Origin of the sequence: Gordonia rubripertincta (assembly GCF_038024875.1) — a bacterium.
GTDB classification, from domain to species: domain Bacteria; phylum Actinomycetota; class Actinomycetes; order Mycobacteriales; family Mycobacteriaceae; genus Gordonia; species Gordonia rubripertincta.
On record NZ_CP136136.1, the window covers coordinates 3,358,679 to 3,383,894 of the forward strand.

The 25,216-nt window shown below is 67.6% G+C and carries 24 protein-coding genes and 1 pseudogene; 20 read left to right on the forward strand and 5 right to left on the reverse strand.

Annotation, left to right across the window (positions count from 1 at the left end):
- On the forward strand, nucleotides 1–1,554 hold the full coding sequence (locus RVF83_RS15260) for a DUF4185 domain-containing protein (RefSeq protein WP_239582537.1): 1,554 nt from the start codon (nucleotides 1–3) through the stop codon (nucleotides 1,552–1,554).
- A 111-nt stretch (nucleotides 1,555–1,665) separates the two neighbouring features.
- On the opposite strand, the gene RVF83_RS15265 is transcribed toward RVF83_RS15260, so the two are convergent.
- Genes RVF83_RS15265 through RVF83_RS15275 form a run of 3 tightly spaced genes read right to left on the reverse strand, consistent with a single transcriptional unit; the run spans nucleotide 1,666 to nucleotide 5,867 of the window.
- Nucleotides 1,666–3,699, reverse strand: coding sequence for a neutral/alkaline ceramidase (locus RVF83_RS15265; RefSeq protein WP_005199857.1), 2,034 nt, complete (start codon nucleotides 3,697–3,699; stop codon nucleotides 1,666–1,668).
- The gene (locus RVF83_RS15270; RefSeq protein WP_083877558.1) at nucleotides 3,690–4,358 is read right to left on the reverse strand and encodes a TetR/AcrR family transcriptional regulator; all 669 of its coding nucleotides are present in this window, start codon (nucleotides 4,356–4,358) and stop codon (nucleotides 3,690–3,692) included. The genes RVF83_RS15265 and RVF83_RS15270 overlap by 10 nt, the downstream gene beginning before the upstream one ends.
- Nucleotides 4,359–4,391: 33 nt before the next feature.
- Nucleotides 4,392–5,867, reverse strand: coding sequence for a flavin monoamine oxidase family protein (locus RVF83_RS15275; RefSeq protein ID WP_005199855.1), 1,476 nt, complete (start codon nucleotides 5,865–5,867; stop codon nucleotides 4,392–4,394).
- A gap of 188 nt (nucleotides 5,868–6,055) precedes the next feature.
- Between RVF83_RS15275 and RVF83_RS15280 the strand changes: the two genes are divergently transcribed.
- Entirely contained in the window at nucleotides 6,056–6,433 is a 378-nt protein-coding gene (locus RVF83_RS15280) for a hypothetical protein (RefSeq protein ID WP_039880913.1), read from the forward strand.
- A gap of 57 nt (nucleotides 6,434–6,490) precedes the next feature.
- On the opposite strand, the pseudogene RVF83_RS15285 reads toward RVF83_RS15280, so the two are convergent.
- A pseudogene (locus RVF83_RS15285) lies at nucleotides 6,491–8,084 on the reverse strand (DUF222 domain-containing protein).
- A gap of 62 nt (nucleotides 8,085–8,146) precedes the next feature.
- Nucleotides 8,147–9,382, reverse strand: a complete 1,236-nt coding sequence (locus RVF83_RS15290) for an ISL3 family transposase (protein ID WP_174718233.1) — start codon at nucleotides 9,380–9,382, stop codon at nucleotides 8,147–8,149.
- 599 nt (nucleotides 9,383–9,981) lie between these two features.
- On the opposite strand from RVF83_RS15290, the gene RVF83_RS15295 reads away from it, so the two are divergent.
- The 18 genes from RVF83_RS15295 to trpC all read left to right on the forward strand — a co-directional run bounded on the left by RVF83_RS15295 (nucleotide 9,982) and on the right by trpC (nucleotide 25,173).
- Nucleotides 9,982–10,659 carry an ABC transporter permease gene (locus RVF83_RS15295; RefSeq protein ID WP_005196197.1) on the forward strand — a complete coding sequence of 226 codons (678 nt, stop codon included), beginning with the start codon at nucleotides 9,982–9,984 and terminating at the stop codon, nucleotides 10,657–10,659.
- Between the two features lie 3 nt (nucleotides 10,660–10,662).
- Entirely contained in the window at nucleotides 10,663–11,415 is a 753-nt protein-coding gene (locus tag RVF83_RS15300) for an ABC transporter ATP-binding protein (RefSeq protein ID WP_005196196.1), read from the forward strand.
- Nucleotides 11,408–13,021: an FAD-dependent oxidoreductase gene (locus RVF83_RS15305; RefSeq protein ID WP_005196195.1), complete on the forward strand. Its 1,614-nt coding sequence runs from the start codon at nucleotides 11,408–11,410 to the stop codon at nucleotides 13,019–13,021. The genes RVF83_RS15300 and RVF83_RS15305 overlap by 8 nt, the downstream gene beginning before the upstream one ends.
- Nucleotides 13,018–13,389 carry a 4Fe-4S dicluster domain-containing protein gene (locus tag RVF83_RS15310; protein ID WP_005196194.1) on the forward strand — a complete coding sequence of 124 codons (372 nt, stop codon included), beginning with the start codon at nucleotides 13,018–13,020 and terminating at the stop codon, nucleotides 13,387–13,389. Before RVF83_RS15305 ends, RVF83_RS15310 begins: the two co-directional genes overlap by 4 nt.
- 101 nt (nucleotides 13,390–13,490) lie before the next feature.
- The gene (locus tag RVF83_RS15315; protein ID WP_005196193.1) at nucleotides 13,491–14,519 is read left to right on the forward strand and encodes an ABC transporter substrate-binding protein; all 1,029 of its coding nucleotides are present in this window, start codon (nucleotides 13,491–13,493) and stop codon (nucleotides 14,517–14,519) included.
- Between the two features lie 172 nt (nucleotides 14,520–14,691).
- Nucleotides 14,692–16,032 carry a histidinol dehydrogenase gene (gene hisD, locus RVF83_RS15320; protein ID WP_039880121.1) on the forward strand — a complete coding sequence of 447 codons (1,341 nt, stop codon included), beginning with the start codon at nucleotides 14,692–14,694 and terminating at the stop codon, nucleotides 16,030–16,032.
- Nucleotides 16,029–17,183 (forward strand): histidinol-phosphate transaminase, encoded by a 1,155-nt coding sequence (locus RVF83_RS15325; RefSeq protein WP_005196190.1) that lies wholly within the window; start codon nucleotides 16,029–16,031, stop codon nucleotides 17,181–17,183. The genes hisD and RVF83_RS15325 overlap by 4 nt, the downstream gene beginning before the upstream one ends.
- On the forward strand, nucleotides 17,180–17,803 hold the full coding sequence (gene hisB, locus RVF83_RS15330; RefSeq protein ID WP_005196188.1) for an imidazoleglycerol-phosphate dehydratase HisB: 624 nt from the start codon (nucleotides 17,180–17,182) through the stop codon (nucleotides 17,801–17,803). Before RVF83_RS15325 ends, hisB begins: the two co-directional genes overlap by 4 nt.
- Nucleotides 17,800–18,441 carry an imidazole glycerol phosphate synthase subunit HisH gene (gene hisH, locus RVF83_RS15335; protein ID WP_005196186.1) on the forward strand — a complete coding sequence of 214 codons (642 nt, stop codon included), beginning with the start codon at nucleotides 17,800–17,802 and terminating at the stop codon, nucleotides 18,439–18,441. Before hisB ends, hisH begins: the two co-directional genes overlap by 4 nt.
- The gene (locus tag RVF83_RS15340) at nucleotides 18,438–18,737 is read left to right on the forward strand and encodes a hypothetical protein (RefSeq protein ID WP_005196184.1); all 300 of its coding nucleotides are present in this window, start codon (nucleotides 18,438–18,440) and stop codon (nucleotides 18,735–18,737) included. Before hisH ends, RVF83_RS15340 begins: the two co-directional genes overlap by 4 nt.
- 53 nt (nucleotides 18,738–18,790) lie before the next feature.
- A complete protein-coding gene (gene priA / locus RVF83_RS15345; protein WP_005196183.1) occupies nucleotides 18,791–19,534 on the forward strand; it encodes a bifunctional 1-(5-phosphoribosyl)-5-((5-phosphoribosylamino)methylideneamino)imidazole-4-carboxamide isomerase/phosphoribosylanthranilate isomerase PriA in 744 nt (247 codons plus the stop codon).
- Nucleotides 19,534–20,355 (forward strand): inositol monophosphatase family protein, encoded by an 822-nt coding sequence (locus tag RVF83_RS15350; protein ID WP_005196182.1) that lies wholly within the window; start codon nucleotides 19,534–19,536, stop codon nucleotides 20,353–20,355. Before priA ends, RVF83_RS15350 begins: the two co-directional genes overlap by 1 nt.
- A 68-nt stretch (nucleotides 20,356–20,423) precedes the next feature.
- Nucleotides 20,424–21,197, forward strand: a complete 774-nt coding sequence (gene hisF / locus RVF83_RS15355; RefSeq protein ID WP_005196181.1) for an imidazole glycerol phosphate synthase subunit HisF — start codon at nucleotides 20,424–20,426, stop codon at nucleotides 21,195–21,197.
- 19 nt (nucleotides 21,198–21,216) lie between these two features.
- A complete protein-coding gene (gene hisI, locus RVF83_RS15360) occupies nucleotides 21,217–21,588 on the forward strand; it encodes a phosphoribosyl-AMP cyclohydrolase (RefSeq protein ID WP_005196180.1) in 372 nt (123 codons plus the stop codon).
- 39 nt (nucleotides 21,589–21,627) lie between these two features.
- Nucleotides 21,628–21,807, forward strand: coding sequence for a tautomerase family protein (locus RVF83_RS15365; RefSeq protein ID WP_005196179.1), 180 nt, complete (start codon nucleotides 21,628–21,630; stop codon nucleotides 21,805–21,807).
- Nucleotides 21,804–23,396: an anthranilate synthase component I gene (locus tag RVF83_RS15370; RefSeq protein ID WP_039880119.1), complete on the forward strand. Its 1,593-nt coding sequence runs from the start codon at nucleotides 21,804–21,806 to the stop codon at nucleotides 23,394–23,396. Before RVF83_RS15365 ends, RVF83_RS15370 begins: the two co-directional genes overlap by 4 nt.
- On the forward strand, nucleotides 23,393–24,172 hold the full coding sequence (locus RVF83_RS15375) for a TIGR02234 family membrane protein (RefSeq protein ID WP_005196177.1): 780 nt from the start codon (nucleotides 23,393–23,395) through the stop codon (nucleotides 24,170–24,172). Before RVF83_RS15370 ends, RVF83_RS15375 begins: the two co-directional genes overlap by 4 nt.
- 182 nt (nucleotides 24,173–24,354) lie before the next feature.
- Entirely contained in the window at nucleotides 24,355–25,173 is an 819-nt protein-coding gene (trpC, locus tag RVF83_RS15380; protein ID WP_005196176.1) for an indole-3-glycerol phosphate synthase TrpC, read from the forward strand.
- The last annotated feature ends 43 nt before the right edge of the window (nucleotides 25,174–25,216 follow it).

Here is a 25,216-nt window from a genome sequence, read left to right on the forward strand (position 1 = left end):
ATGAGCCGTCCGTCCGAGAGTCGAAGGCCTAGTTCTCGTACGGACTCGTCCCGGATCGGCGGGCTGCGCTGGTTGGTCCCGGTCTGCGCGATCGTGGTCGCCGGAACCGCACTCGGGGGCTCCGCCGCGGTGGTGCACGCAGCACCGTCGGTCGTGTTGCCGAGTTCGGGGTGTGAGGCGGATCTGCCGCCGAAACCGAGTAAGGGTCCGGTCGACCCGCGAGACCTGATCCCCCGGCTGCCCGACCGCTTCAGCATCCCGCTGCCGTATCCGCGGATCCTGCCGGTGCCCGAACCGGCTCCGGAGAAGCCGGTGGTCCGCATCCCGTCGGAGAAGCCGCCGAAGGACCCGTGCTCGGATCCGTGCCCGGACATCACCGACCCGCCCAAGCCGAAACCCGACGCCGGCGGTCCCGCGCTGAGCATCGAGTTCCCGAAGATCACCTTCGATCCGGCGCCCAAGAACATCCCTGTTCCGATGCCCAATCCGAACCCGCCGAAGCTTCCGCCGCCACCTGCGGCCGTCGCCCCGGGCGTCGACGCCGGGCCGGTCGCATCCAAGCCGACGCGTCCGCGGGTGTCCGACGTCGACCTCGTCAGCACACTCACCGGCAAGGGGTCGACGAGCCGAACCGACAAGCGTTGGCAGATCCACGGAACCGACCTCGGGATCATGTGGGAGTCCGCGCCCGGGAAGGTCGCGGTCGTGTTCGGCGACACCTTCGGCAAGGGGTTCCGCCCGCCGGGAGCCAACGGTCGGGACTGGCGTTCCAACGTGCTCGGGTTCTCGAGCGATGCGAAGCTGTCCGACGGCATGAGCATCGACACGATGATCCAGGACAGCCGATGCCACGCCGCGGAGCTGCTGAGCGCGCGACGCATCGACCACTACGAGATCACCGTCATCCCGACTTCGGGTTTCGCGATCGGCGACCGCCAGTTCATGACGTACATGTCGGTGCGGACCTGGGGAAAGATCCCCGGCACGTGGCTGACCAACCACGGCGGGCTCGCGTACTCCGACGACGGCGGGTCGACGTGGATCAAGGATCCGTACGCCCGGTGGGACAACATCTTCGGCGTCAGCCAGTTCCAGGTGTCGTCGATGGTGCCCCACGGCGAGTACGTCTACATGTTCGGCACGCCCAACTCCCGGATCGGATCGGTGGGTCTCGCTCGCGTCCACCGCGACCACGTCCTGAACAAGACCGCCTACCAGTACTGGCGCGACGGTCGTTGGGTTCCGGCCCGCGACGGCAACGTCGCGTCGGTGATCTTCGCCGGCCCGGCCGGCGAGGTGTCGGCCCGCTTCGACGAGAAGTCGAAGCGCTGGCAGTTGACCTACCTCGACGCGCTCCGCGGCGGGATCGTGATCCGAAAGGCCCGCGAACCGCAAGGACTCTGGTCCGAACCCGCCGAGCTCGTCCACTCGTCGAGGTACGACCAGCTCTACGGCGGTTTCATGCACCCCTGGTCCACCGGCGAGGACCTGTACTTCACCATGTCGACCTGGACCGACTACAACGTCTCACTCATGCGGGCGCGTATCCGCTGAGCTCGCCACCGGTCGACGCCAACTCGACTGCCAGACTTCGATCGAAGTCTGGCAGTCGGATCGAGGTTCGGCGGTCGGGCACGCGTCTGTTCGATGGGAGCGCGCATCGGATCAGCGCACCTCGAACGTTCTCGAGGTACCGGTGATCGGTCGGATCTTGCCGCTGCCGTCGCGGCTGTTGCCGTTGTACTTGATCCGGTACGTCCCCGACATCCCGGCGGGCAGCCGCCAGGTGATCGTGATGCGTGAGGTGTCGGTGCTGCCCGGCGGGCGTGCCCAACGGAACTCGGTCGACCAGTCGTTGTCGTCGGCGACCGTCGTCCACGAACCGCCTTCGCGGCGCTGGACCTCCAGATACGTTCCGCCATGGCGGAAGTCGTTGTTGGGGTGCGCGCCGACGAAGTCGACGGTCACGGTCTGGCCGGCATGGTACGACCCGCCCGGCTGCCGCAGGACGTCGCCGTAGGAGTGCCCCGGGATGGGACGGTCGGCGGGGACCGGTGGGAGCAGGTCCGGCTGGAAACCGGACTTGTCGACGGGAGCCGGACCGCGACCCAGGCTGTGGCCCGATGCCATTGCGGCGGCGAGCTTCGCGAACTCCTGCATGTACGCGGGCAATGTGTAACGGCCGTACTGGGTTTCGCCGCCCTCGTACTGCTGGAGGTCGTACTCCTCCGGAGTGGTGACGTACTGGGTGTACGAGTTCGCATAACCCTGGATGAGCACGTTGTCGATGTCGACGCGAAGTTCGTCGGCGACGACCTGACGCAGTCGGTGTCCGGCGACGACGGTCACCTCTGCCGGGACCGCGACGAGCACCAGTTCACCGATCCGCATGATCTGCAGCGGGACCACCGACGGAATCCAGCCCGACGGCGGCATGAGTCCGAGTGGGAAGAGAATCAGCTTGGGCGCCTGCATGTCCCGCATCCACGGGGCGATCGGCGGCTTCTTGTTGCCGCCGAGAGCGTCGAACAGCGGGTTGGTCATCCCCTCGACAAGCAGGGGGAGTGGTTGCTCGTAGTTGTCCTCGCTGCTGGTCGCCGCCGCGGCGGCACCCATCATGGCCGGCGTCGTCGATGCCGGTTTCCCGTCGGGCGTGTAGGTTCCGGCGACCCGCACCGCGGACATGTCGACGTAGCGCGTGATCGAGTCGACGCCACTACGGGTCATCGGGCGGGTCGCGTCGAAGGCGCGTCGCCCGGCAACGTACTGGCGTTCGCCGATGAGTTCGCAATTGCGCTTGTTGTCGGTGGTCGGCCCGCTCGGCTCGAACCACGTGAGGGAGAGGTTCGGCGTCATGTCGCCCGAGTTCGTCTGCGGGAAGGCGGCGACGAACCCCGGCTGGGTGCGCTCCCACAGGTAGCTGGCGTAACCCTTGTTGTCGCCGGCGATCAGCACGTTGTGATCGGCCAGCGAGGTGCCGTGGGTCGAGAACCAGGTGATGGCCCCGACGTCCTTGCCGCTTGCGTGGCGTAGCCGCAGCACGGTGACCTGCGGGTCGATCGCGTTGGGGAACAACTTCTTCTCCGACGCCGGGTTGGCGTCGAAGGCGACCTTGGACCGGTTCGCGCTGGCGTTGTGCAGTTCCTCGCGACCGATGGTGATCGTGCCGGGCGCCAGGTTCTCGTGTGCTCGCACGATGGCGGCGAACATGCCGTCGACCTCGGCGTCGTAGGAGTTCTTCTTGAAGCCGAACGCGGCGAGCGAATACGCGTAGTCCCAGGCGGTTCCGCCGCAGGAGGCGTGCGAGTGCTGCGCGTTGAGGTTGACGTTCGCCTCGGTGTAGAGCGAACCGAAACGCTTGCGCAGCTTGTCCATCAGTCCCATGTGATGCGACTGGAACAGGCACGCGATGTCCGCGGTCAGGAAGACGACGCGCTTGCCGGTGGCCTGGTCGACGATGATGTAGGCACGCGCCCAGCATCGTTGCAGGAGCCCGGCGGCGACCTGCTCGGGGTTGGAGTAGCCCATCATGCCCTGTCCGGCAACGGCACCTGTGATGTCACCGATGCCGCAGCCGACGAGGTAGTTCGTCGAGTCGGACGGGGCGGCCGAGGCCCGACCGGCAGCGCTCAGCGCCAGACCGGCGCTCGCGGCGGTGACCGCCGCGCCGGCGACCAGTTGTCTCCGTGTCACGTCCACGTACTGTGTCCCTCTCCGGCATTCTCTGGGATGTTCTGGGTGGTCTCTGGGTTGTAGACGATGTGGGTCGAAAGATTGGCGACCACGGCGTCGGCGATGAGGTCGCAGATCGCGCGGTCACGAATGTTGAGGTACGACAGGGTGATTCCGTCGGTGGCGGCCAGGACGAGCGGCGCCAGCTCCGCAGTCGGGCGGTTCCAGCCGGTCCCGGTGGCCGCGGCGACGCCTTCGAGTGCGGCTGCGATCGCCTCGTAGTACCGGAGGTACATCTGTGAGCCCAGGTCGCTGAGTCCGTCGGTCTGTCTGGCGTACTGGTTCAGCGAGATCATGGCCTGTTCGCGGTCGGGATCGGTCTGCACCCCGTCGATGTAGGCCGAGAGCGCGCTCTCCAGGATCGCCACCGCACCGGATCGACCCTGCGAGATCTCCTGGGCGCCCTCTTCGAGCGCGGCGCTCACTGCGGTCAGTTCCTTTTCGGTTCCGCGTTCGACGAGCGCCTCGAGGAGTTCGTCGCGGGTGGCGAACACGTAGTGGAAGGTCGACAGCGTCACGCCGGCCTCCGCGCAGATCGCGCGCGTGGTCGCGCCGTCGACCCCGCGTCGGGCGATCACCCGAAACGCGGACTCCAAGAGCAGTTCTCGCCGTTCCTCGACGGGCATCCTCATGGTCGCGGCAGCCTCACTCCTGCTCGGTCACCGGAGATCATCGAGGATCTCCCGTGCCGCGCGGCGTCCCGAACGGACCGCGCCGTCCATGTACCCGGTCCAGTAGTCCGAGGTCTCCGTGCCCGCCCAGTGGATGGGTCCGACGGGCTCGCGAAGTGCGGTGCCGTACTTGGTGAGTACGCCCGGCCGGCTGACGGCGACCGGCCCACCGCGGGACCACGGTTCGAGGTCCCACTTGAAGACGCCGTAGTCGATGAAGTCCCGCGCCTCGGCGCCGAAGTACTCGACGAAGTTGGCGATGCATTCCTTGACCAGGGTGGCTTCGGGAGCGTGGTCGAGGCGGCGCATGGCGTCGGCGGAGATGAAACCCATCAGGATGTGGTTGCCCTCGGCGTAGCTCTCGAAGGTCACGTCGATGGGGCGCCCGGAGCCGTAGACCTGTCCCGACAGACCCTTGTCGCGCCAGAACGGCCGCTTGTAGAGCGCCGCGAACTTGCTGACCGCACCCATCCGGTAGCCGCGGTGGATGCCGATGCGTGCAGCGGGAAGTCCTGGGCGGTAGTCGATCTGGCCGGCGATGGCGGGGGACATGGCCACGATGACGCGACGGGCGCGGTGGGTGCCGGCGTCGCTGGCGACGGTTGCGATGCCGTCGGTGTAGGAGATTGACCGGACGGGTGCGTTGTAGACCATGCGCGCCGAGAGTTCGCGGGCCATGCGGAGCGGGATGAGGGCGGCGCCGCCTTCGAAGAGTCGTTCCTGAGCGCCGTCGTCGGTGCTGAGGAGGCGGATGAGGGTTCCGGTGTTCTGCTCGTCACCGGATGCCGCGATGTAGTTGAGGTAGTAGAGCGCGGAGACCTCGTCGGGGCGGACCGAGAGCGGTGCTGACATTGCTATCTGCACGAGATCGCGCGCGGTCTGTGTGTCGGCGATCTGATGGGTGTACTGGCCCCAGGTGATCGAGTCCAGGTAGGCGGCGTTCGGGTGCCTCCACGGCTCACCGACGGGGAATCCCGCGAGGGCATCGGCTTGGGCGCGTACCAGTGCGGCACCCGCTTGCCCGAGGTCGGCGACGGCGGGTATCGGCAGGGCCGCGGGTACGTGCGTGGTGCCGGTGCGGCTGACGAAGATGCTGTCGCCGGCGTTGTAGGTCCGCAGTGTCCGGACGTCGTACTCGCGGGCGAGGCCGGCGATGTGACCCTGTGTGGGCCCGATGAATTCGGCTCCGGCGTCGAGTGTGGCGCCCACCTTGGGCGAAGAGATGTTGTGGACGCGGCCGCCTGCACGGTCCCGGGCCTCGAGGACCGTCACCGACGCGCCCGCCGCCGTGAGTGCCTTCGCGGCCGCCAGCCCGGACAGTCCTCCACCGACGACGATGACGTCGACGATCCCCGACGGCGCGGCCGACGCCCGCCCGGACCCGACCAGCGATGCGCCCGCGAAGGCTCCCGCTGCAGCCAGCGTTCCGCCCAGGAAGTGCCTCCGTGAGAGGTGCGTACTCATGTGATCCCCCGTTCTCGTGGTGAAGCGAGGCTATCGACCACATGTTCAGGTCAGATGACCTGAAGTATCGAGAGAGTAACAGGGGGAGTGTGAGGCGCAACACCCCGACAACTGAAAATCGCCACTCCGAGCACATAGGTGTTGGCTGTGACCAGCGCTTATGTGCCCGAAGTGGCGATTCTGTAGAAGTGGCGCGCACCCCTAATGCGGCGCGCACGCTCGGTGCGGCCGCGGAAGTGGGGCTCGGCGATCAGTCCTTGTTGCCGGGAATTCCGATGATGAAGCCGACCCCGATGATGATGCAGGAGATCAGCGCAACGGCGAACATGACCCAATATGCTGGCATGTCCGTGACGCTACTGCGGATGATGAACGCCCGCAGCTACTCCGGGATCTTTGAGGTCCAAATACCCGCAGGTCGTCGGGCCAAGGAAGGTGGTCCGGCGGGAGTTTGGTCGCAACTGCCGATTATCGATCGGTCCGATCAGTCCGCCGCGTCGGCCTTTGCCATGACGTCGGCAAACTCCGATACGTCCTCGGACACCACGGTCTTGGTTCCGTTGTAGACGTTGCTGATCCGTATGACGTTGTGCCCGGTTTCCGGGCACAACGTCATACGGATGTCACCCGCGCGGGTACGCCGCGGTGAGGAGTAGTGAGGCGAGGGTGGCTTCGGCGTCGGAGGCGTTGCGTAGGTCGATGATCTGGCGCATCTGTAGGCGTGGTTGATCGCCGGACTCCTGCTCGGGTCCATGGATTTCGGTGCGCACGTGTTGTAGGTGTTCGGCGAATCGTCGGGGTATGTCGGGTCGCCGGTTGATGCGTTCGGGGTTGGGGTGGTGCGCCGGGTTCGGTGTTGAGCCGCCAGGTGGCGCGGCCTTCGTCGGGTCCTTCGCGGACCATGCGGGTGGTGTATTGGCCGGGTTGGTTGCCGACCATGCGGTTGTGTTTGGGGCAGGCGGGGGCGAGGTCGGTGATGTCGGTGAGTCCCCCGAGTCCCCAGTCGAGTTGGGCGTGATGTACTTCCACGTGTGCGGCGGGCACACCGCAGTCGGGGGTGGAGCAGGTGTCGCCATCGGGTCGGGCGAAGGAGACGAGTCGTTGTTCGCGGGTGGCGAGGCGTTTGCCGCGTCCGAAGTAGAGGGGGATGGCGGTGGCGTCTTTGAACACGGCCAGCCAGGGTTGGGCGTCGGCGGCCATGGGGATGAGGTCGGTGATCGGGATCAGGGTGCCGGTGGCGGTGACGGCATAGCCGGCTTCGCGGATCAGGTCGTTGAGGTCGGCTTTGACGATCACCTGCATGGGTAGTCCGCGGTGACTCTTGCCGAGCATGCCGTCCTCGAGCACGGCTTTCAGCAGGGCGTTGAAGGCGTCGTGGTTGAGCTGGGCGGGGGAGCGGTCATCACGTTCAGCGGCGGCAGCCACTGCCTCGGGATCGGCATCCTCGACTGAGCCACAGGGTGAGTCGGGGTCATTCGGATTGTTCATGCCGGGTTTGGCCCACACGGCCAGGAACATCGACACCCGTGCCAGGAGTTCGGGTGTCAGGGTGGCGGTCATCTTGGCGGTGCCGTCGGCGCGTTGGCGGTGGAGGTACAGCTGGCGGCGGCGTTTGCGGTCGGTGTCGTCGGTGAGGGTGCCGTCGGGATCGAGGTAACCCAGCAGGCGGGCGCCGGCTTCGGTGATCTGGTCGGGGGTGAGGGTGACGGCTTGTTCGGCGATGGTGCGTTCGGCGGCAACCTGCACATCGTGGTCGAGGGCGTGGGGGATCTGGTCGAGCACGTCGATCACCGCATGTACATGCGCCGACCCGACCTGTCCGGCGGCGAACGCCGTGGCGAGGGTGGGGTGGACGGGTTCGAGGGGTGCGCCGGTGGTGGCGTCGGGGTAGGTGGCGGTGGCCCTGGTTTGTTTGAGCCGTTTGCCGGGGTAGGCCATACGCAACCGGTGTTTCATGTAGTCGATGACGCTGCGGTAGCCGGCTTTACGGGGCAGGTCGCGTTGGTCGGCTTCGACGATCTGCTGGTTACCGGTGTAGGTGAGTCGGGCGATCGCCTGTTCGATACGGACACCGGCGTCGTCGACCTCGGTATCGGACAGGCGGGTGAAACCCGCGGTCTGCAGCTGGTCGATGATCGTATCGAGTTCATCGAGCAACGCGGGCACCCCGACCGGAGACGACTCATCAGCGACATCGGTTGATGCGATATCGGTCATGACGGTCACCCCCGATGCCGTAGTTCGAATACATGTGGTCCTCCTGACGGTTTCGTGGGTCACTACTGGTGTGGCAGAGCAGGACACGCCCCTCCTCGTGTGAGTGTCGACATCGCGATGAGTGCTTCTGGTGAGTGGAATCCGTAGGCCCGTTTGGTCAGTGCCCTCAGATGCGTGTTGGTGGCCTCCACCCGGGCGTTCGATAGGCCCACGACAACGGAGTTGTAGATCTGGATCTGTTGCTGTCGTACCGATCTGGCGAGACCGACGAGTTCGATGATTCGACTACGATCAGCTCGATGTAACCAGTGCTCGAGCCGTCGCCACGTGCCGGAATGTTCCCCGGTAACGATGTGGCGGAGTTCCTCTTTCAGTTGATACGCGCGAGCGAGTTCACTATTGGCGCGTTTGACGATCAGCTCACGGGTCCGCTGTTGACCGGGGGTGAGGTTCTCGGGGTTCTTCAACAGTGCCCACCTCAGATTCCTACGATCGTCGTTGGAGAGACCGTGGATCCGGTTGAGGACCCGGCTACGACAACGGTCCACGGCACGGGTGGCCCACTGGACGACATGAAACGGATCCATGCATCGAATGGCATCCGGAGCACGTTCTGCAACAACCGTTTCGATGTACTGACCCGCGTCGGCGCTCACATGGGTCAGCTGTGCACTGCGCGTGGCGCCGAGCTCGTCGAAGAACTGGCGAAGCGTCTTCTTGGTTGCACCCTCACGCGCCCACACCAACCTGCCGGTGTCGTGGTCGACGATCACCGTCAGATATCGCCGACCTTTTCGGTAGGCGATTTCATCGATACCAATCCTGCGCAACCCATCCATTCGGTCGGCCTGTCCGGTGTGATCGGCAACGACTCGAGCGATGATGCGTTGCACTGTTCGCCACGACACCCTCATGTACTCACACACCGCGGATGATGGACTGTGCGCGGCGAGCCAGGCGACCGTGTCGTCGAATCGGCGCGTCATCTTTGCTGCCGGCCGTGCCCACGGCACATGTTCTGTGACGACGCCGTGCAGGCTGCAGTCGACCCGTCCAATGTGTCCTTGCAGGTAGCAGCGCATCCCGCCCAGGTCGAGGTGTCGCCAACGGCGCGGATGGTGTGGACGGTCATAGCCTGGTCGACGCCGTCGACAGTGTGGACACCGCGAGCCCTGCCTGCGTTTCGCACGGACCGAGACGACCAACAACTGGCCGTCATCGTCGTCTTCAATGGCGACATCAAGAACCACCAGGTTCTCGATCTTCAGCAACTTCTGCAGTAGTCTAGTAGCGCGCAACGCCCTGCTCCTCGGTTTAGTCTTCGCAAACCAAACCTTAAGTGAGACAGGGCGTTGCGCGCTTCAGGCGCACCGGGAGGCACCCACAGAACCGTCAAGAGTGCCATACATGTTCGACTGTACCCGCAATTCCGTTGCCGTGCAGGAAAAATCGAACATCTGCGGCGACGCGACAACTGTCGGTGCCGCATGGTAGAGCCGTTAAGATAGCCGCGAAGCTGTGGAGGGCAGGTCTCAGTCAGGCTGCGCAAGGGATCTCGACGCATGATGACCACAGATCGCACTGCCGTGGCGAGCAGTCGGGTGTTCTGAATCACCCTGGGCCAAAGGGTCCCTCGCGGCTGGACGTGTCAGTAGCGTCCGACAAGTCCTGACCAGCCCACTCTCAGGCGGATTCCTAATGACCCTCCAGCTCTCGACGACGCCGGGCGTCGTCGGTGCCGTGCCCGCGGCACCTGCGACCGAGGCCGCGCCGGCGAGTTCGACGCCGCGCTCTCGCCGACTCTCGGTTCCGCGTACCAAGGTGACTCGTGCTCTGCGTCAGTCCATCGGTCTGATCCTCGTGGTCGCCATCTGGCAACTCGGGGGCGCGAGACTGGTTGGGAGCCACCACACCGGCGCCGACCGAGGTGGTCACCGCGGGATGGGAACTCATCCGCACCGGTGAACTGTGGACGCATCTCGCCGCCTCCGGACGCCGCGTGGCAATCGGTTTGGCCGTGGGCATCGCCGTCGGTGCGGTGCTGGGTGCGGCCGCCGGACTGTTCAAGGTCGCCGAGGACCTGGTGAACGCGCCCGTCCAGGTGCTGCGCATGATGCCCGCGGTCGCACTCGTGCCGGTCTTCATCATCTGGTTCGGCATCGGTGACGAATTCAAGATCGCACTCATCATCGTGGCGCCGATCTTTCCGATCTACCTGAATGTCGTCGCCGGCATACGTGGCGTCGACCAGAAGCTGATCGAGGCCGCAGAGTCGTTGGAGCTCACCCGTTTCGAGCTGATCCGGTACGTCGTCCTTCCCGGTGCGCTGCCGCAGATCTTCGTCGGCCTCCGTCAGGCTCTCGGTATCGGCTGGCTGGTGCTCGTCGTCGCCGAGATGCAGACGACACCGGTCGGTCTCGGGTTCCTGATGAACGACGCCAAGGAGTATCTGAGGACCGACCAGATCTTCCTGGTCCTGGTCATCTACGCGATCCTCGGCCTGTTGACCGATATCGCCGTGCGCCTTCTCGAACGCCGGTACCTGTCCTGGCGCAACGGATTCGAAGGACGGTGACCCGTGGGCAGCGATAGTGAGAACAGGGTTGTCGTCTCGGGCGCGGGTCGTGAGTTCGACGGCCGGAGGGTTCTGGCCGACGTCCATCTGACCATCGAACCGGGAGAGTTCGTCGCGCTCCTGGGGGCGAGTGGCTCCGGCAAGAGCACGCTGTTGCGCGGCATCGGCGGACTCGACCGCGGGTTCACCGGGACGATCGAGGCCCCGGACGCCAAAGCCATCGTGTTCCAAGAGCACCGGCTCATGCCGTGGTTGTCCGTGTGGCGCAACGTCGCCCTGGGTCTACGTGGCGGCAACACCCGTGACCGGGCAAGACGTGCGCTCGAGGAGGTCGGTCTCGCGTCGAAATCCGACGCGTGGCCCTCGACCCTGTCAGGTGGTGAGGCGCAACGGACGGCACTGGCCCGCGGGCTGGTGCGCGAGCCGGAACTGCTGCTGCTCGACGAGCCGTTCGGCGCGCTGGACGCACTCACCAGGATCAACGCCCAGAAGCTCGTCGCACGACTGTGGGAAACGCATCGCCCGGCAACGCTTCTCGTCACCCACGACGTCGAAGAGGCTCTCCTGCTCGCCGACCGTGCGCTGATCCTGCGCGGCGGCCGCATCGCGGAGGAGATCGTCGTCGACCTTCCCCGCCCACGCCGCGTCACCGATCCCGAGTTCGTCGCCCTGCGCTCACGTCTGCTCGCCGGTCTGGGAGTCGGCGACGGCGAGCCCATCCGCACCACCACCGATCAGGAGTACACGCATGTCTGAGCAACTGACGCTGTCCACCGATGTGCTCGTGATCGGCGGCGGGCCGGCCGCCACCTGGGCGGCCATCCATGCCCGCGACGCGGGCGCGGAAGTCATCATCGTCGACAAGGGCTACTGCGGTACCTCGGGCACGACGGCGCCGGCCGGAACCGGTGTCTGGTACGTGGTTCCCGATTTTGACGAGCGCGCCAAGGCCAAGGCGAGCCGCGAGACGCTGGGCGGCCACCTCGCCGACCACGCGTGGATGGATCGGGTGCTCGATCAGACCTACGCCAACATGCACCGACTTGGCGCCGAAGGGCGTTATCCGTTCCCGATCGACGACCGGACAGGTGAGCCCATCCGTACCGGCGTCCAGGGACCCGAGTACATGCGACGGATGCGGGCCTGGGTCCAGCGCCGCGGTGTGCAGATTCTGGACCATTCGCCGGTCCTCGAACTCCTCACCGACGCGGCGGGCGCCGTGCGCGGCGCGGCCGGATACCAACGCCAGGCCGACCGCGACTTCCGCATCACCGCGGGTGCCGTCGTCCTCGCCACCGGTGGCTGTGCCTTCCTCTCGAAGGCCTTGGGTACCAATGTCGACACCGGTGACGGTGCCCTCATGGCCGCCGAGGTCGGGGCGTCGTTCTCGGGAATGGAGTTCGCGAACGCCTACGCCATCGTGCCCAAGGGCTCGACGGTGACGAAGACGGCTTACTACGGGTACGCGACCTTCTTCCACGCCGACGGGCGCATCGTCGAGGGTGCCGGGTCGATGAAGGGGCGGTCGATGATCGCGCGCACGTTGCTGAACGAGCCCGTCTTCGCCCAACTCGACCGTGCCGACGAAGCGGTCGCGGCGAAGATGCGGAAGGGACAGCCCAATTTCTTCCTCCAGTTCGACCGCCGCGGAATCGACCCGTTCACACAGCGATTCGAGGTCGACCTGCTTGCCGAGGGGACCGTTCGGGGAACCGGGGGCATCGACGTCGTCGACGACGACTGCTGGACGGGTGTGCCGGGGCTGTACGCGGCCGGCGACGCGGCGACGCGTGAACGCATCTGTGGCGGCTTCACCGGTGGCGGCAGCCACAATTCGGCGTGGGCCATGTCCTCGGGCAGCTTCGCCGGAGGGGCTGCCGCCCGAACTGCGCTCAGCGCCGGCGGCGCGGCACCGGTCGATCGTCTCCGCGGCGCCGGAACCGTCGGGCTGTCCATCAGCCGCGGCTCGCTGAGCGCCGACGAGGTGGTCGCGGCGGCCCAGGCCGAGCTGATCCCGTTCGACAAGAACTACATTCGCACCGGCGACCGGATGGCGTCGGCCCTGGGGGAACTCGATTCCCTGTGGGACCAGGTCTCCGGCAGGTCCTACGGAGCCCTGACGCCGGCCGGCCGCGTAAGGGCCAGAGAGGCTGCCGCGATCACTGCCGTCGGACGGTGGATCTATCGATCGGCGTTGGCGCGTACCGAATCCCGGGGCATGAGCAAGCGTGACGACCTCCCCGGCCTCGATCCCGCCCAGCAGGCCCATGTGCGCACCGGCGGACTCGACGACGTGTGGGTGTCCGCCGCGCGGTCGGCCGACCACACCGGAACCGAGACGCTCGCGAGGATCCCGGCATGATCGAACTCGTCGTCGCATCGGCCTGCATCGCCTGCGACAAATGCGTGAACGTCTGCCCGACGAACGTCTTCGACGTCGGCGCAGACGGTGTGCCGGTGATCTCCCGGCAGTCCGACTGCCAGACGTGCTTCATGTGCGAGGCGTACTGCCCGACGGACGCGCTCTATGTCAGCCCGCAATCGTCGCCGATCGGTCCGGGGGACGCTGTTCGCGACGAACTCATCGGCAGCTACCGCGAGAAGCTGGGCTGGGGGAAGGGACGTCAACCGGGAAGCCGCACAGCCGTCGGACCGCCCATTCCGCACGGGGATCCCCCACCACGACTCGTCGAGCGAACCCAGGACGAACTCACCCCCTCCACCAGCTGACCACTCGGCAGCTGAAATCAACTGAACTGCAACCGGTTCACCGAACTCGCGCGATCTCGCATCCCGGCAACCGCCGATCGCCAAGGAACAGAGAAACACCCATGAACATCGACCTCCGAACACCGATCCGCCGAGTCAAGCGCACGGTTGCCGTCCTCGCGGCCGCCTCCGCCGTGATGGCGCTGGCCGCATGCGGGTCCGACGACACGTCCTCGTCCCAGCGCGACGTCATCGACACCCTCCGCATCGGTGTCATCGGATCGAGCAACGTCATCGCGGGCCCGGTGGGCTTTGCGCACAGTCGCGGCGAACTCATCGAGGCGTTCGCGCCGCTCGGCGTCAGCAAGGTGGAGGTCTTCAGCTTTCCCAACGGCCCCGACCTGAACCAGGCCCTCATCGGTGGACGACTCGACGTGGCGAGCTACGGCGACACCCCCGCGCTGGTGGCCCGCGGCTCCGGCCTGCAGACGCGACTCGTCGCGGTGCAGCAGTTCGACAACGACGCCGGTGTGGTCGCCAAGGATCCGTCGATCAAGACGCTCAAGGATCTGGCCGGCAAGAACATCGGAGTCCCCAAGGGCTCCTACATCGACCGGTATCTGCAGGGGGCACTGGCCGAGGAAGGGATCTCGGCGAACCTGATCCACCTCTACCCGGCAGATCAGGAGGCACCCCTGAACTCGGGCGAGATCGACGGTGCGGCACTGCCGGGTGTTATCCCGTCCGTTCAGCTCCAGGCATTCGAGGCCAAGGGCTTCCACCTCGTGGACTCGGTCTACCGTGACCACCCGAACCTCGCCGGGACGAGTGTGACCGTCAGCAGCGAGGACTTCCTCACCAAGAACCCCGAGTTCGCACCCACCTGGCAGAAGCTGCACGCCGCCGCGGTCAGGTTCGCCAAGGCCCACTGGGACGAGTACCTGAAGTTCGAACTCGCCAACTCGAAGGCCCCCGAGGCGGCGGTCCGTGCCGCGGCGAACCCCGACGGTTACTCCGAGGAACCGTTCCCGGCACAGGCCGTCGAGCTGCTCACCGGCACGAAGGCGTTCCTCGTCGAGCAGGGCAGCATCAAGGCGGACTTCGACCTCGACACCTGGTTCCAACTCCCCTCGGGGGACAAGAACCCCTGACACGAGGCCTGGCCACAACGTCGGCGACCCGGGTACCGCCCGGGTCGCCGTCGCGCGTCGTGGGGGCGTGGCGCCCGACACACCACACGCCGGTGATCACCCGCACCAGAAACCCGCTGGCCACCGACCCGTATCCTGGACGGGTAATTTCCCGCACCGACCAGGAGAGATCATGCTCGCCCGAACTGACCTGCGCGGTAGCACGCCGACGCTCGCCGAATTGCGTCGCGCGCTGCCCCGTGGGGGTACCGACGTCAATGCCGTACTCGACACGGTGACGCCGGTGGTGCATGCGGTGGCCGAGACCGGTACGCCCGCGGCGCTGGAGTTCGGTGAGAAGTTCGACGGCGTGCGGCCGACCTCCGTGCGGGTTCCGGCCCAGGTCATCGCCGACGCGCTCGCCGGTCTGGACGCGCAGGTCGCCGACGCGCTGCGCGAGTCGATCACCCGCGCGCGCAAGGTCCACTCCGATCAGCGTCGCGAGACCACCCGCACCCAGGTCGTCGACGGCGGCGTCGTCAGCGAGAAGTGGATTCCGGTTCGGCGCGTGGGCCTCTATGTTCCCGGCGGCAATGCGGTCTACCCGTCGTCGGTGATCATGAACGTCGTCCCCGCCCAGGAAGCGGGCGTCGGTTCGCTGGTCGTCGCGTCGCCTCCGCAGAAGGACTTCGGCGGCTGGCCGCACCCGACGATCCTCGCCGCCTGCGCGCTCCTCGGCGTCGACGAGGTGTGGGCCGTCGGCGGTGCGCAGGGCGTCGCGCTCCTCGCCTACGGCGGTACCGATACGGATGCGGCCGACGAGCCGGGCGCCGTCCTCGACCCCGTCGACCTCATCACCGGTCCGGGCAACATCTACGTCACGGCAGCCAAACGCCTGTGCCGCAGCGTCGTCGGCATCGACTCCGAGGCCGGACCCACCGAGATCGCGATCCTCGCCGACGACTCGGCCGACGCGGGCATCATCGCCTCCGACCTCATCAGCCAGGCCGAACACGACGTCCTCGCCGCCTCGGTGCTCGTCACCGACAGCGCCGAGCTCGCCGACGCGGTCGATGCCGCCGTCGAGCAGCAGGCCGCCACCACCAAACACCGCGAACGCGTCATCACCGCGCTGTCGGGGGAGCAGTCGGGCATCGTTCTCGTCGACGACGTCGAGGCCGGGCTGGCCGTCGTCGATGCCTATGCCGCCGAACATCTCGAGATCCAGACCCGCGACGCCGCCGCGGTCGCCGACCGCGTCCACAACGCCGGCGCGATCTTCGTCGGGCCCTTCGCGCCGGTCAGCCTCGGCGACTACTGTGCGGGCTCGAATCACGTTCTGCCGACCTCGGGTTCGGCGCGCTTCGCGTCAGGCCTGTCGGTGCAGACCTTCCTCAAGGGCGTCCACGTCATCGACTACGACGAGGCCGCGCTGCGTGAGGTCGCCGACAAGGTCGTCACGCTCGCCGACGCCGAGGACCTGCCCGGCCACGGCGACGCGGTGAAGCAGCGTTTCGTGGGGTCGCGGTCGTGACGGCATCGGATGCGGCCACGGACCAGACGAGCCTCCCCGGATCTCAGATCAGCGTCGACGACCTGCCCCTGCGGGAGAACCTGCGCGGCAAATCCGCATATGGCGCACCGCAACTCAAGGTGCCGGTCATTCTCAACACCAACGAGAACCCGCACCCGCCGTCGCAGGCCCTGATCGACGACGTCGCCGAGTCGGCGCGCGCCGCCGCCGCGGAACTGCACCGCTACCCGGATCGCGACGCGGTCGCCCTGCGCACCGACCTCGCCGCGTACCTGACCCGCGCCACCGGCGTGCAGCTCGGCGTCGAGAACCTTTGGGCGGCAAACGGTTCCAACGAGATCCTGCAGCAGCTGCTGCAGGCCTTCGGTGGCCCCGGTCGGTCCGCTCTCGGCTTCGTGCCGTCGTATTCGATGCACCCGATAATCTCCGACGGCACCGACACCACCTGGCTGGTTGCGGCACGGTCGCCCGACTTCGGTCTCGACATCGACTACGCCGTCGCCGAGGTGACCAACCGCGAACCCGACGTGGTCTTCGTGACCTCGCCGAACAATCCGACCGGAGGCTCGCTCCCGCTCGCGGATCTGCGACGCCTCGTCGAGGCCGCTCCCGGCATCGTGATCGTCGACGAGGCCTACGCCGAGTTCTCCGCCGCGCCGAGCGCGACCGAGCTGATCGACGAGTTCCCGACCAAGGTCGTCGTCAGCCGCACCATGTCCAAGGCCTTTGCCTTCGCCGGCGGACGCCTCGGCTACCTGGCCGCCGCCCCGGCCGTCGTCGACGCCATCCAGCTCGTCCGCCTGCCTTACCACCTGTCGGTGCTCACGCAGGCCGCAGCGCGGGCCGCACTGCGGCACAGCGACGACACCCTCGCCGGTGTCGCCGCGATCATCGCCGAACGCGAACGCGTGGTGACCGCGCTCACCGGTTTCAGCTACCGCGTCGTCGACTCGGACTCGAACTTCGTCCTGTTCGGCGGCTTCCGGGATGCTCCGGCGTCGTGGCAGCGTTACCTCGATGCCGGTGTCCTCATCCGGGACGTCGGGATCACCGGCCACCTGCGGGTGACCATCGGACTCCCGCACGAGAACGACGCCTTCCTCGACGTCAGCCGCACGCTTGCCTCAACAGATCTGGAGAACTCTCAGTGAGCATCCCCGCGCCTCGCATCGCGAAGGTCGAACGGACCACCAAGGAATCCTCGATCTCGGTCGAACTGAACCTCGACGGAACCGGGATCACCGACATCTCCACGGGCATCGCGTTCTACGACCACATGCTGACGGCGTTCGGTCAGCACGGCAGCTTCGACCTCACGGTCAAGGCCGAGGGCGATATCGAGGTCGAGGGACACCACACCATCGAGGACACCGCCATCGTGCTCGGCCAGGCGCTCGGTCAGGCCCTCGGCGACAAGCGGGGCATCCGTCGCTTCGGCGACGCCTGGATCCCCATGGACGAGACCCTCGCGCAGGCCGTCGTCGACGTCTCCGGTCGCCCGTACTGCGTGCACACCGGGGAACCGGAACACCTGCTCACCGCGGTGATCGGCGGCTATCCAGGTGTTCCGTACTCGACGATCATCAACCGGCACGTCTTCGAGTCCATCGCCCTCAACGCCCGCATCGCCCTGCATGTGCGGGTGCTCTACGGCCGCGACCAGCACCACATCACCGAGGCTGAGTTCAAGGCCGTCGCGCGCGCACTGCGCACCGCCACCGAATACGACGCCCGCGTCAGCGGCGTCCCGTCGACGAAGGGAGCCCTGTGAGCGAAACCGACGTCACGATCCTCGACTACGGTTCGGGCAACCTGCGCTCGGCGCAGCGGGCACTCGAACGTACCGGCGCCCAGGTGACGGTGACCTCCGATTTCAACACCGCGCTGGAGGCGACCGGCCTGGTCGTCCCCGGTGTGGGCGCGTTCGCCGCGTGCATGGAAGGCCTGCGTGCGGTGAAGGGCGACCGGATCATCGGTCGCCGTCTCGCCGGCGGACGCCCGGTTCTGGGCATCTGTGTCGGCATGCAGATCCTCTTCGAACGTGGTGTGGAGTTCGGGGTCGAGGCCGACGGCTGCGGTGAGTGGCCCGGCAGCGTCACCCAGCTGCCCGCGCCGGTCCTGCCGCACATGGGCTGGAACACCGTGGAGGCCCCGGAGGGGTCGGTGCTGTTCGACGGCCTCGACGCCGACACGCGCTTCTACTTCGTGCACTCCTACGCCGCGCAGAACTGGGAGATGGACAACGTCGGTTCGCCGCTCACCGCTCCGAAGCTGACCTGGGCCGAACACGGCGGACGCTTCCTGGCCGCAGTCGAGAACGGGCCGCTCTCGGCCACGCAGTTCCACCCGGAGAAATCCGGGGACGCCGGTGCCCAACTCCTGGAGAACTGGGTGAAGGGCCTCTCATGACCGACGGCACGCCGGCCGGCGAAGCAGGCGGGGACAGCTCCGACACCCCGTCTGCAAGCGGCGGTTTCTCGATCGCCAAGCTCGCGTTCTACGCTCTCGGCGCCGGCGTGCTGGTCCTGGCGGTGTGCATACCGCTCATCCTCCTGCTGGCGAACTGGTCACCGCTCGCCGGTCTGGTCGCCGCACTGGCCGCAGTGGCCGCGATGATCGCGGCCATCGGTACCGTGGCAAACCGCATGGTCAACCGCGCGCGAGCACACCTGATCGCCGCCCGCGACGGACACCCGCCCGCCTGACCCGCCCGAACACACAACAGCCCGACCCGAGAACAGACAGGAACACTCCACCCATGGGTAGCACCCTCGAACTCCTTCCCGCCGTCGACGTCGCCGACGGGCAGGCGGTCCGCCTCGTCCAGGGCGCGGCCGGCACCGAAACCTCCTACGGCTCGCCGCGCGATGCGGCGCTGGCGTGGCAGAACGACGGTGCGGAGTGGATCCATCTCGTCGACCTCGACGCGGCCTTCGGACGCGGCGACAACCGCGACCTCCTCGCCGGTGTCGTCGGCGAACTCGACGTGAAGGTCGAGCTGTCCGGCGGTATTCGCGACGATGAGTCGCTCGCCGCCGCACTCGCGACCGGGTGCACCCGCGTCAATCTGGGCACCGCCGCTCTGGAGAACCCGGAATGGTGCGCTCGCGCGATCGCTGAGCACGGTGACCGCATCGCTGTCGGCCTCGACGTCATCCGCGACGGCGACTCCTACCGGCTGCGCGGCCGCGGCTGGGTCACCGACGGCGGAGACCTGTGGGAGGTCCTCGAACGCCTCAACCGCGACGGCTGCTCGCGTTACGTCGTGACCGACGTGTCCAAGGACGGCACCCTCCAGGGCCCGAACCTCGAACTGCTCGCCGAGGTCGCCGCGGCCACCGACGCCCCGATCGTCGCCTCCGGCGGGGTCTCGGCCATCGACGACCTCGTCGCCATCGCCGGTCTCGTCGGCCAGGGCGTCGAGGGCGCGATCGTCGGCAAGGCCCTCTATGCCGGCCGCTTCACCCTGCCCGAGGCACTCACGGCCGTCGCCGGGGTCTGATGAGCGCAACCCAGAGCTCGCTCGACCTCCCGCGGTTGCTCGACACCGCGGGATCGGTCCTCGACGCCGCCGTCGAGACCTTCGTCGAAGGTCTGGGCGCGCCGAGTGCGGTGCACAAGGGCGGCACGGACTTCGCCACCCAGGTCGACCTCGATCTGGAACGGCGGATCTCGGCCGAGCTCGAGGACCGGACGCAGATCCCGGTTCACGGTGAGGAATTCGGCGGCGCCGACCCGGTCGACGGCCCGGTGTGGGTGCTCGACCCGGTCGACGGCACGTTCAACTATTCGGCGGGCATGCCGCTGACCGGCATCCTGCTCGGCCTCGTCGTCGACGGTGAGGCGACACTCGGCCTGACGTGGCTGCCGCTGCTGAACCGGAAGTACGCCGCCCACGCCGACGGTCCGCTGATGATCAACGGCGAGGTCGCCGAACCGTTGCCGGACATGCCGCTGGAGGAGGCCGCGATCGCCTTCGGGCCCTTCAACGCCGCCGGGCGTGGCCGCTATGCGGGTGATCGTCGGGCAGACCTGTTGCGCGCGTTGAGTTCCCGCGTCGCCCGCATCCGGATGACGGGCAGTACCGGCGTCGACATGGCGTTCACCGCCTCGGGCGTCTTCGGCGGCGCCGTCGCGTTCGGTCGGCATCCGTGGGACAACGCGGCGGGCGCCGCGCTGGTCCGGGCCGCCGGCGGGGTCGCCTCCGACATCGCGGGTGAGCGCTGGACGGTCGCCTCCCCGTCACTGGTCGCGGGTACGCCGACCGTACATGCGGGTCTGATGGCAGTGATCGAGGAAACGGTCGGGGAGTGGTCGGAATGAGCGCCCCGGCAACCGATGAGACAGGCACGAGAGCATCCCATGAAGAACGAGCACGCGAAGGAGACACGATGACGCTGGCGACCCGGGTCATCCCGTGCCTCGACGTCGACGACGGTCGCGTCGTGAAGGGCGTCAACTTCGAGAACCTCCGCGACGCCGGCGATCCCGTCGAGCTGGCCGAGCGTTATGACCGCGAGGGCGCCGACGAACTGACCTTCCTCGACGTCACCGCGTCGAGCTCGGGACGTTCCACGATGATCGACGTCGTCAAGCGGACCGCCGATCAGGTGTTCATCCCGCTGACCGTCGGCGGCGGCATCCGCACCGTCGAGGACGTCGACATGATGCTGCGCGCCGGCGCGGACAAGGTCAGCGTCAACACCGCCGCGATCGCACGCCCCGAGGTCCTCGGCGAGATGAGCCGACGATTCGGCTCGCAGTGCATCGTCCTGTCGGTCGACGCGCGGACCGTGCCGGAGGGCTCGGAGCCGACGCCGTCAGGCTGGGAGGTCACCACGCACGGCGGCCGCAAGGGCACCGGCATCGACGCCGTCGAATGGGCGCGACGCGGCCAGGACCTCGGTGTCGGTGAGATCCTGCTCAACTCGATGGACGCCGACGGCACCAAGCAGGGTTTCGACCTGCGCATGCTCAAGGCGGTCCGCGCGGCCGTGCGGGTCCCGGTCATCGCCAGCGGCGGTGCGGGCAAGGTCGAGGACTTCGCACCCGCCGTCCAGGCCGGTGCGGACGCAGTGCTCGCCGCCTCGGTCTTCCACTTCGGCGAACTCACCATCCACGAGGTGAAGGCGGCCATGGCCGAGGCCGGGATCACCGTCCGATGACACAGGCAGGAGAACGCTGATGGCACTCGATCCGGCGCTCGCCGCACGTCTCAAGCGCAACGCCGACGGACTGTTCAGCGCGGTTGCGCAGGAACGTTCCACCGGCGACGTCCTGATGGTCGCGTGGATGGACGACGCCGCTCTCGAGCAGACGCTCGCCACCCGCAAGGCGACCTACTACTCGCGCTCGCGCCAGGAGTACTGGGTCAAGGGCGAGACGAGCGGCCACACCCAGTACGTGCACGACGCACGCCTCGACTGCGACGGCGACACCGTGTTGCTCGTCGTCGACCAGGTCGGCGCGGCCTGCCATACCGGGAACCACAGCTGTTTCGACACCGGCTCGCTGCCGTTCGGAGTAGAAGCCCGGCCGGTCGACTCCGCACAGTAGATTTCCATCGTGATCACACCCGAAAGGCGGTGACGCTGCATGCCCCTCATCCAGATCTCGCAGACCCCCGGACTCTCCGACCGCGTCAAGCGCGAGACCATCGCGGCGGTGACCGAGGCGTACGCCAAGGCGACCGGCAAGAACCCGGATTCCGTCTGGGTGACGATCACCGAGGTACCCCGTACCCAGTGGGGCGTCGGCGGCGAGCCCCTCGGATGAGCGGCGTGACATCGGCGGCCGAGGCCCACACGACGACCCTCACGGACTTCCTCGACCTCGCCCGCGACCATCGCGTGGTGCCGGTGACCCGCAAGGTGCTCGCCGATTCCGAGACCCCGCTGTCGGCGTACCGCAAGCTCGCCGGCGATCGTCCCGGCACCTTCCTGCTGGAGTCGGCGGAGAACGGCCGGTCCTGGTCGCGCTGGTCCTTCATCGGGGCCGGGGCGCCGTCGGCGCTGACCGTCGTCGACGGTCAGGCGCACTGGTGGGGTTCGGTGCCGGTGGGCGCCCCCGAGGGAGGCGACGCCCTCGAGGTGCTGGCCGAGTCCCTGCGCGTGCTCAAGACCGACCCGTTGCCCGGCATGCCGCCGCTGACCGGCGGCTTTGTCGGGTTCATGGCCTACGACATGGTCCGACGCCTCGAGCGGCTCCCGGAGACCACCGTCGACGACCTCGGTCTCCCGGACATGATGATGGTGCTGGCCACCGACCTCGCCGCCGTCGACCACCACGAGGGCACGATCACGCTGATCGCCAACGCCGTCAACTGGGACGGCTCGGACGAGCGCGTCGAAGAGGCGTACGCCGACGCCGTGGCCCGGCTCGACCGGATGACCGAGGCGCTGGCCGCACCCGCGTCGTCGACGGTCTCGACCTTCGACCGGCCCAAGCCGGACTTCACCGCGCAGCGCACGCTCGAGGAGTACAGCGAGATCGTCACGAGTCTCGTCGGCGAGATCGAGGCGGGTGAGGCCTTCCAGGTCGTGCCGTCGATGCGATTCGAGATGGACACCGATGCCGATCCGCTCGATGTCTACCGCGTGCTCCGTGCATCCAATCCCAGCCCGTACATGTACCTGCTGCGGATGCCGGGGACTGAGGCGAACAGCGACACCGCGGCCCCCGACGCGATCGCCCGCAAGCCGTTCACGATTGTCGGCAGCAGCCCGGAGGCACTGGTCACCGTCTCCGACCGGATCGCGACCACGCACCCCATCGCCGGCACGCGCTGGCGCGGCGCCACCGAGGAAGAGGACCAGCTGCTCGGCAAGGGTCTTCTCGAGGACGAGAAGGAGAACGCCGAACACCTCATGCTCGTCGATCTCGGTCGAAACGATCTCGGCCGCGTGTGCGTCCCGGGCACGGTGAAGGTCAGCGACTACCGCCACATCGAGCGGTACAGCCACGTCATGCACCTGGTGTCGACGGTGTCGGGCACCCTGCGCGAGGACAAACACGCGCTCGACGCGGTGACCGCCTGCTTCCCGGCGGGCACGCTCACCGGTGCGCCCAAGGTGCGCGCGATGGAGCTCATCGACGAACATGAAAAGACACGGCGCGGTCTCTACGGCGGTATCGTCGGCTACCTCGACTTCGCCGGCAACGCAGACACCGCGATCGCCATCCGCACCGCGCTCCTCGCGCGCGGCCAGGCCTATGTGCAGGCCGGTGGCGGCGTGGTCGCCGACAGCGAGCCCGAATACGAGTACAACGAGGCGCGCAACAAGGCGACCGCGGTGCTCAACGCCGTCGCCGCCGCGTCGACGATGACAAGGGTCGGGGAGACCCCGACAGGAGACAGCGCGTGACATCCGCGGAGCATCCGGCCGAGTCGTCCCAGCCGGGGGCGTCCAAGACCGGGCCGAAGTCCTCGCGACGGCCGCAGATGATCGCGGCGATCCTGATGCTGGCCACGGCTGCCGCGTTCTGGGGTGCGAGCCGGCTGACCTGGGCGACCGTGTCGGCCGAGGACGGCCTCTCACCCCAGCGCACTTTCGACGTCAAGGGATCGGACTGGAGTCCCTGGCTCACGCCGCTTGCCCTGGTGTACCTCGCCGGCATCGCCGCGGTGCTGTCGGTACGCGGTTGGGGCCTGCGCCTGGTCGCGCTGCTCGTGGCTGTCGGTGGCGTGCTCGCCGCCTTCCCGGCGATCTCGCTGATCGTCGGCGGCGCCGACTCCGAGTACGCCGCCGACGCCGGGGACATCCCGGACCGGTACATCGCTCTCTACACCGACACCCAGTGGCTGCCCGCCGCGCTGGTCCTACTCGGCACGGTGTGTGCCGTCGCCGCCGCGGTTGTGCTGCTCCGGGTCGCCAGAGGTGCGACGATGTCGTCGAAGTACAAGACCCCCGCAGCCCGGCGCGAGGAGCTCGAGACCGAGATCTTCGCCGACTACGAGCGGCGGAAGAAGGCGGGCGCGGCCGACACCACCCAGACCGGGGACACCCCGGCCGGCGGCGCCGCGACCGGCGGAAAGGGCGGTCGGTCGGCCGACGACCCGGACGCGAACGAGCGCATGATGTGGGACGCGCTCGACACGGGCATCGATCCGACGGATCCGACCGATTCGGACGAACGCTGATCCTGCGGGCGAGCAGTGACCCGATCCACAGGTCTCCCTGAGACTCGCACGGCAGGCTGAGATATGCGTAACAGTCCAGGACCGCTCCCGTCTCGGAGAGGATCGGCCAACCCCGTGACAGGTCGCCGAGACGATCGGGCTACCCTGAGACCACACGACGAGCGGAAGGGAGCGGAGTCGCTGTGAGCATGCCCAACGTTCTCGAGTCGATCATCGAGGGAGTCAAAGCCGACGTCGCCGCACGTGAAGCGGTGGTCGATTTCGCTGCTGTGAAGGCCGCATCGGCGAAGGCTCCCGCTCCCCGGGACGCCATGGCCGCACTCCGTCAGCCCGGTATCGGGGTGATCGCCGAGGTCAAGCGAGCCAGCCCGTCCAAGGGTGAACTGGCCACGATCGGCGATCCCGCCGAACTGGCCGGGGCCTACGAAGAAGGCGGCGCCCGCATCATCAGCGTGCTGACCGAGGAGCGACGCTTCCACGGATCACTCGCCGACCTCGACGCCGTTCGCGCGGCAGTCGACATCCCGGTCCTGCGCAAGGACTTCATCGTCGGGCCGTATCAGATCCATGAGGCCCGTGCCCACGGCGCCGATGTCATCCTGCTGATCGTGGCAGCCCTCGAGCAGAACGTCCTCGCCTCGCTGCTCGACCGCACCGAGAGCCTCGGCATGACCGCGCTCGTGGAGGTCCACACCGAGGAAGAGGCCGACCGTGCCCTCGAGGCAGGTGCGTCGGTCGTCGGCGTGAACGCCCGCAACCTCAAGACCCTCCAGGTCGAGCGGGACACCTTCTCTCGCATCGCCCCCGGCCTGCCGACCGAGACCATCCGCATCGCGGAGTCGGGCGTGCGCGGCACCGCCGATCTGCTGGCCTACGCAGGCGCAGGCGCCGACGCCGTCCTGGTGGGTGAGGGACTAGTGACAAGTGGTGACCCCCGCGCCGCGGTGCGTGAGCTGGTCACCGCGGGTACCCACCCGTCGTGCCCGAAACCAGTTCGCTGACATACGTCTTCGGGCCGTGTTCGGTCCATGTCGTCGTCGGCCC

Coding starts and splice junctions, on each gene's coding strand:
- RVF83_RS15260 (WP_239582537.1), top strand. CDS start 1: ATGAGCCGTCCGTCCGAGAGTCGAAGGCCTAGTTCTCGTACGGACTCG.
- RVF83_RS15270 (WP_083877558.1), bottom strand. CDS start 4,358: ATGCCCGTCGAGGAACGGCGAGAACTGCTCTTGGAGTCCGCGTTTCGG.
- RVF83_RS15275 (WP_005199855.1), bottom strand. CDS start 5,867: ATGAGTACGCACCTCTCACGGAGGCACTTCCTGGGCGGAACGCTGGCT.
- RVF83_RS15305 (WP_005196195.1), top strand. CDS start 11,408: ATGTCTGAGCAACTGACGCTGTCCACCGATGTGCTCGTGATCGGCGGC.
- RVF83_RS15310 (WP_005196194.1), top strand. CDS start 13,018: ATGATCGAACTCGTCGTCGCATCGGCCTGCATCGCCTGCGACAAATGC.
- RVF83_RS15315 (WP_005196193.1), top strand. CDS start 13,491: ATGAACATCGACCTCCGAACACCGATCCGCCGAGTCAAGCGCACGGTT.
- hisD (WP_039880121.1), top strand. CDS start 14,692: ATGCTCGCCCGAACTGACCTGCGCGGTAGCACGCCGACGCTCGCCGAA.
- RVF83_RS15340 (WP_005196184.1), top strand. CDS start 18,438: ATGACCGACGGCACGCCGGCCGGCGAAGCAGGCGGGGACAGCTCCGAC.
- priA (WP_005196183.1), top strand. CDS start 18,791: ATGGGTAGCACCCTCGAACTCCTTCCCGCCGTCGACGTCGCCGACGGG.
- RVF83_RS15350 (WP_005196182.1), top strand. CDS start 19,534: ATGAGCGCAACCCAGAGCTCGCTCGACCTCCCGCGGTTGCTCGACACC.
- hisF (WP_005196181.1), top strand. CDS start 20,424: ATGACGCTGGCGACCCGGGTCATCCCGTGCCTCGACGTCGACGACGGT.
- hisI (WP_005196180.1), top strand. CDS start 21,217: ATGGCACTCGATCCGGCGCTCGCCGCACGTCTCAAGCGCAACGCCGAC.
- RVF83_RS15365 (WP_005196179.1), top strand. CDS start 21,628: ATGCCCCTCATCCAGATCTCGCAGACCCCCGGACTCTCCGACCGCGTC.
- RVF83_RS15370 (WP_039880119.1), top strand. CDS start 21,804: ATGAGCGGCGTGACATCGGCGGCCGAGGCCCACACGACGACCCTCACG.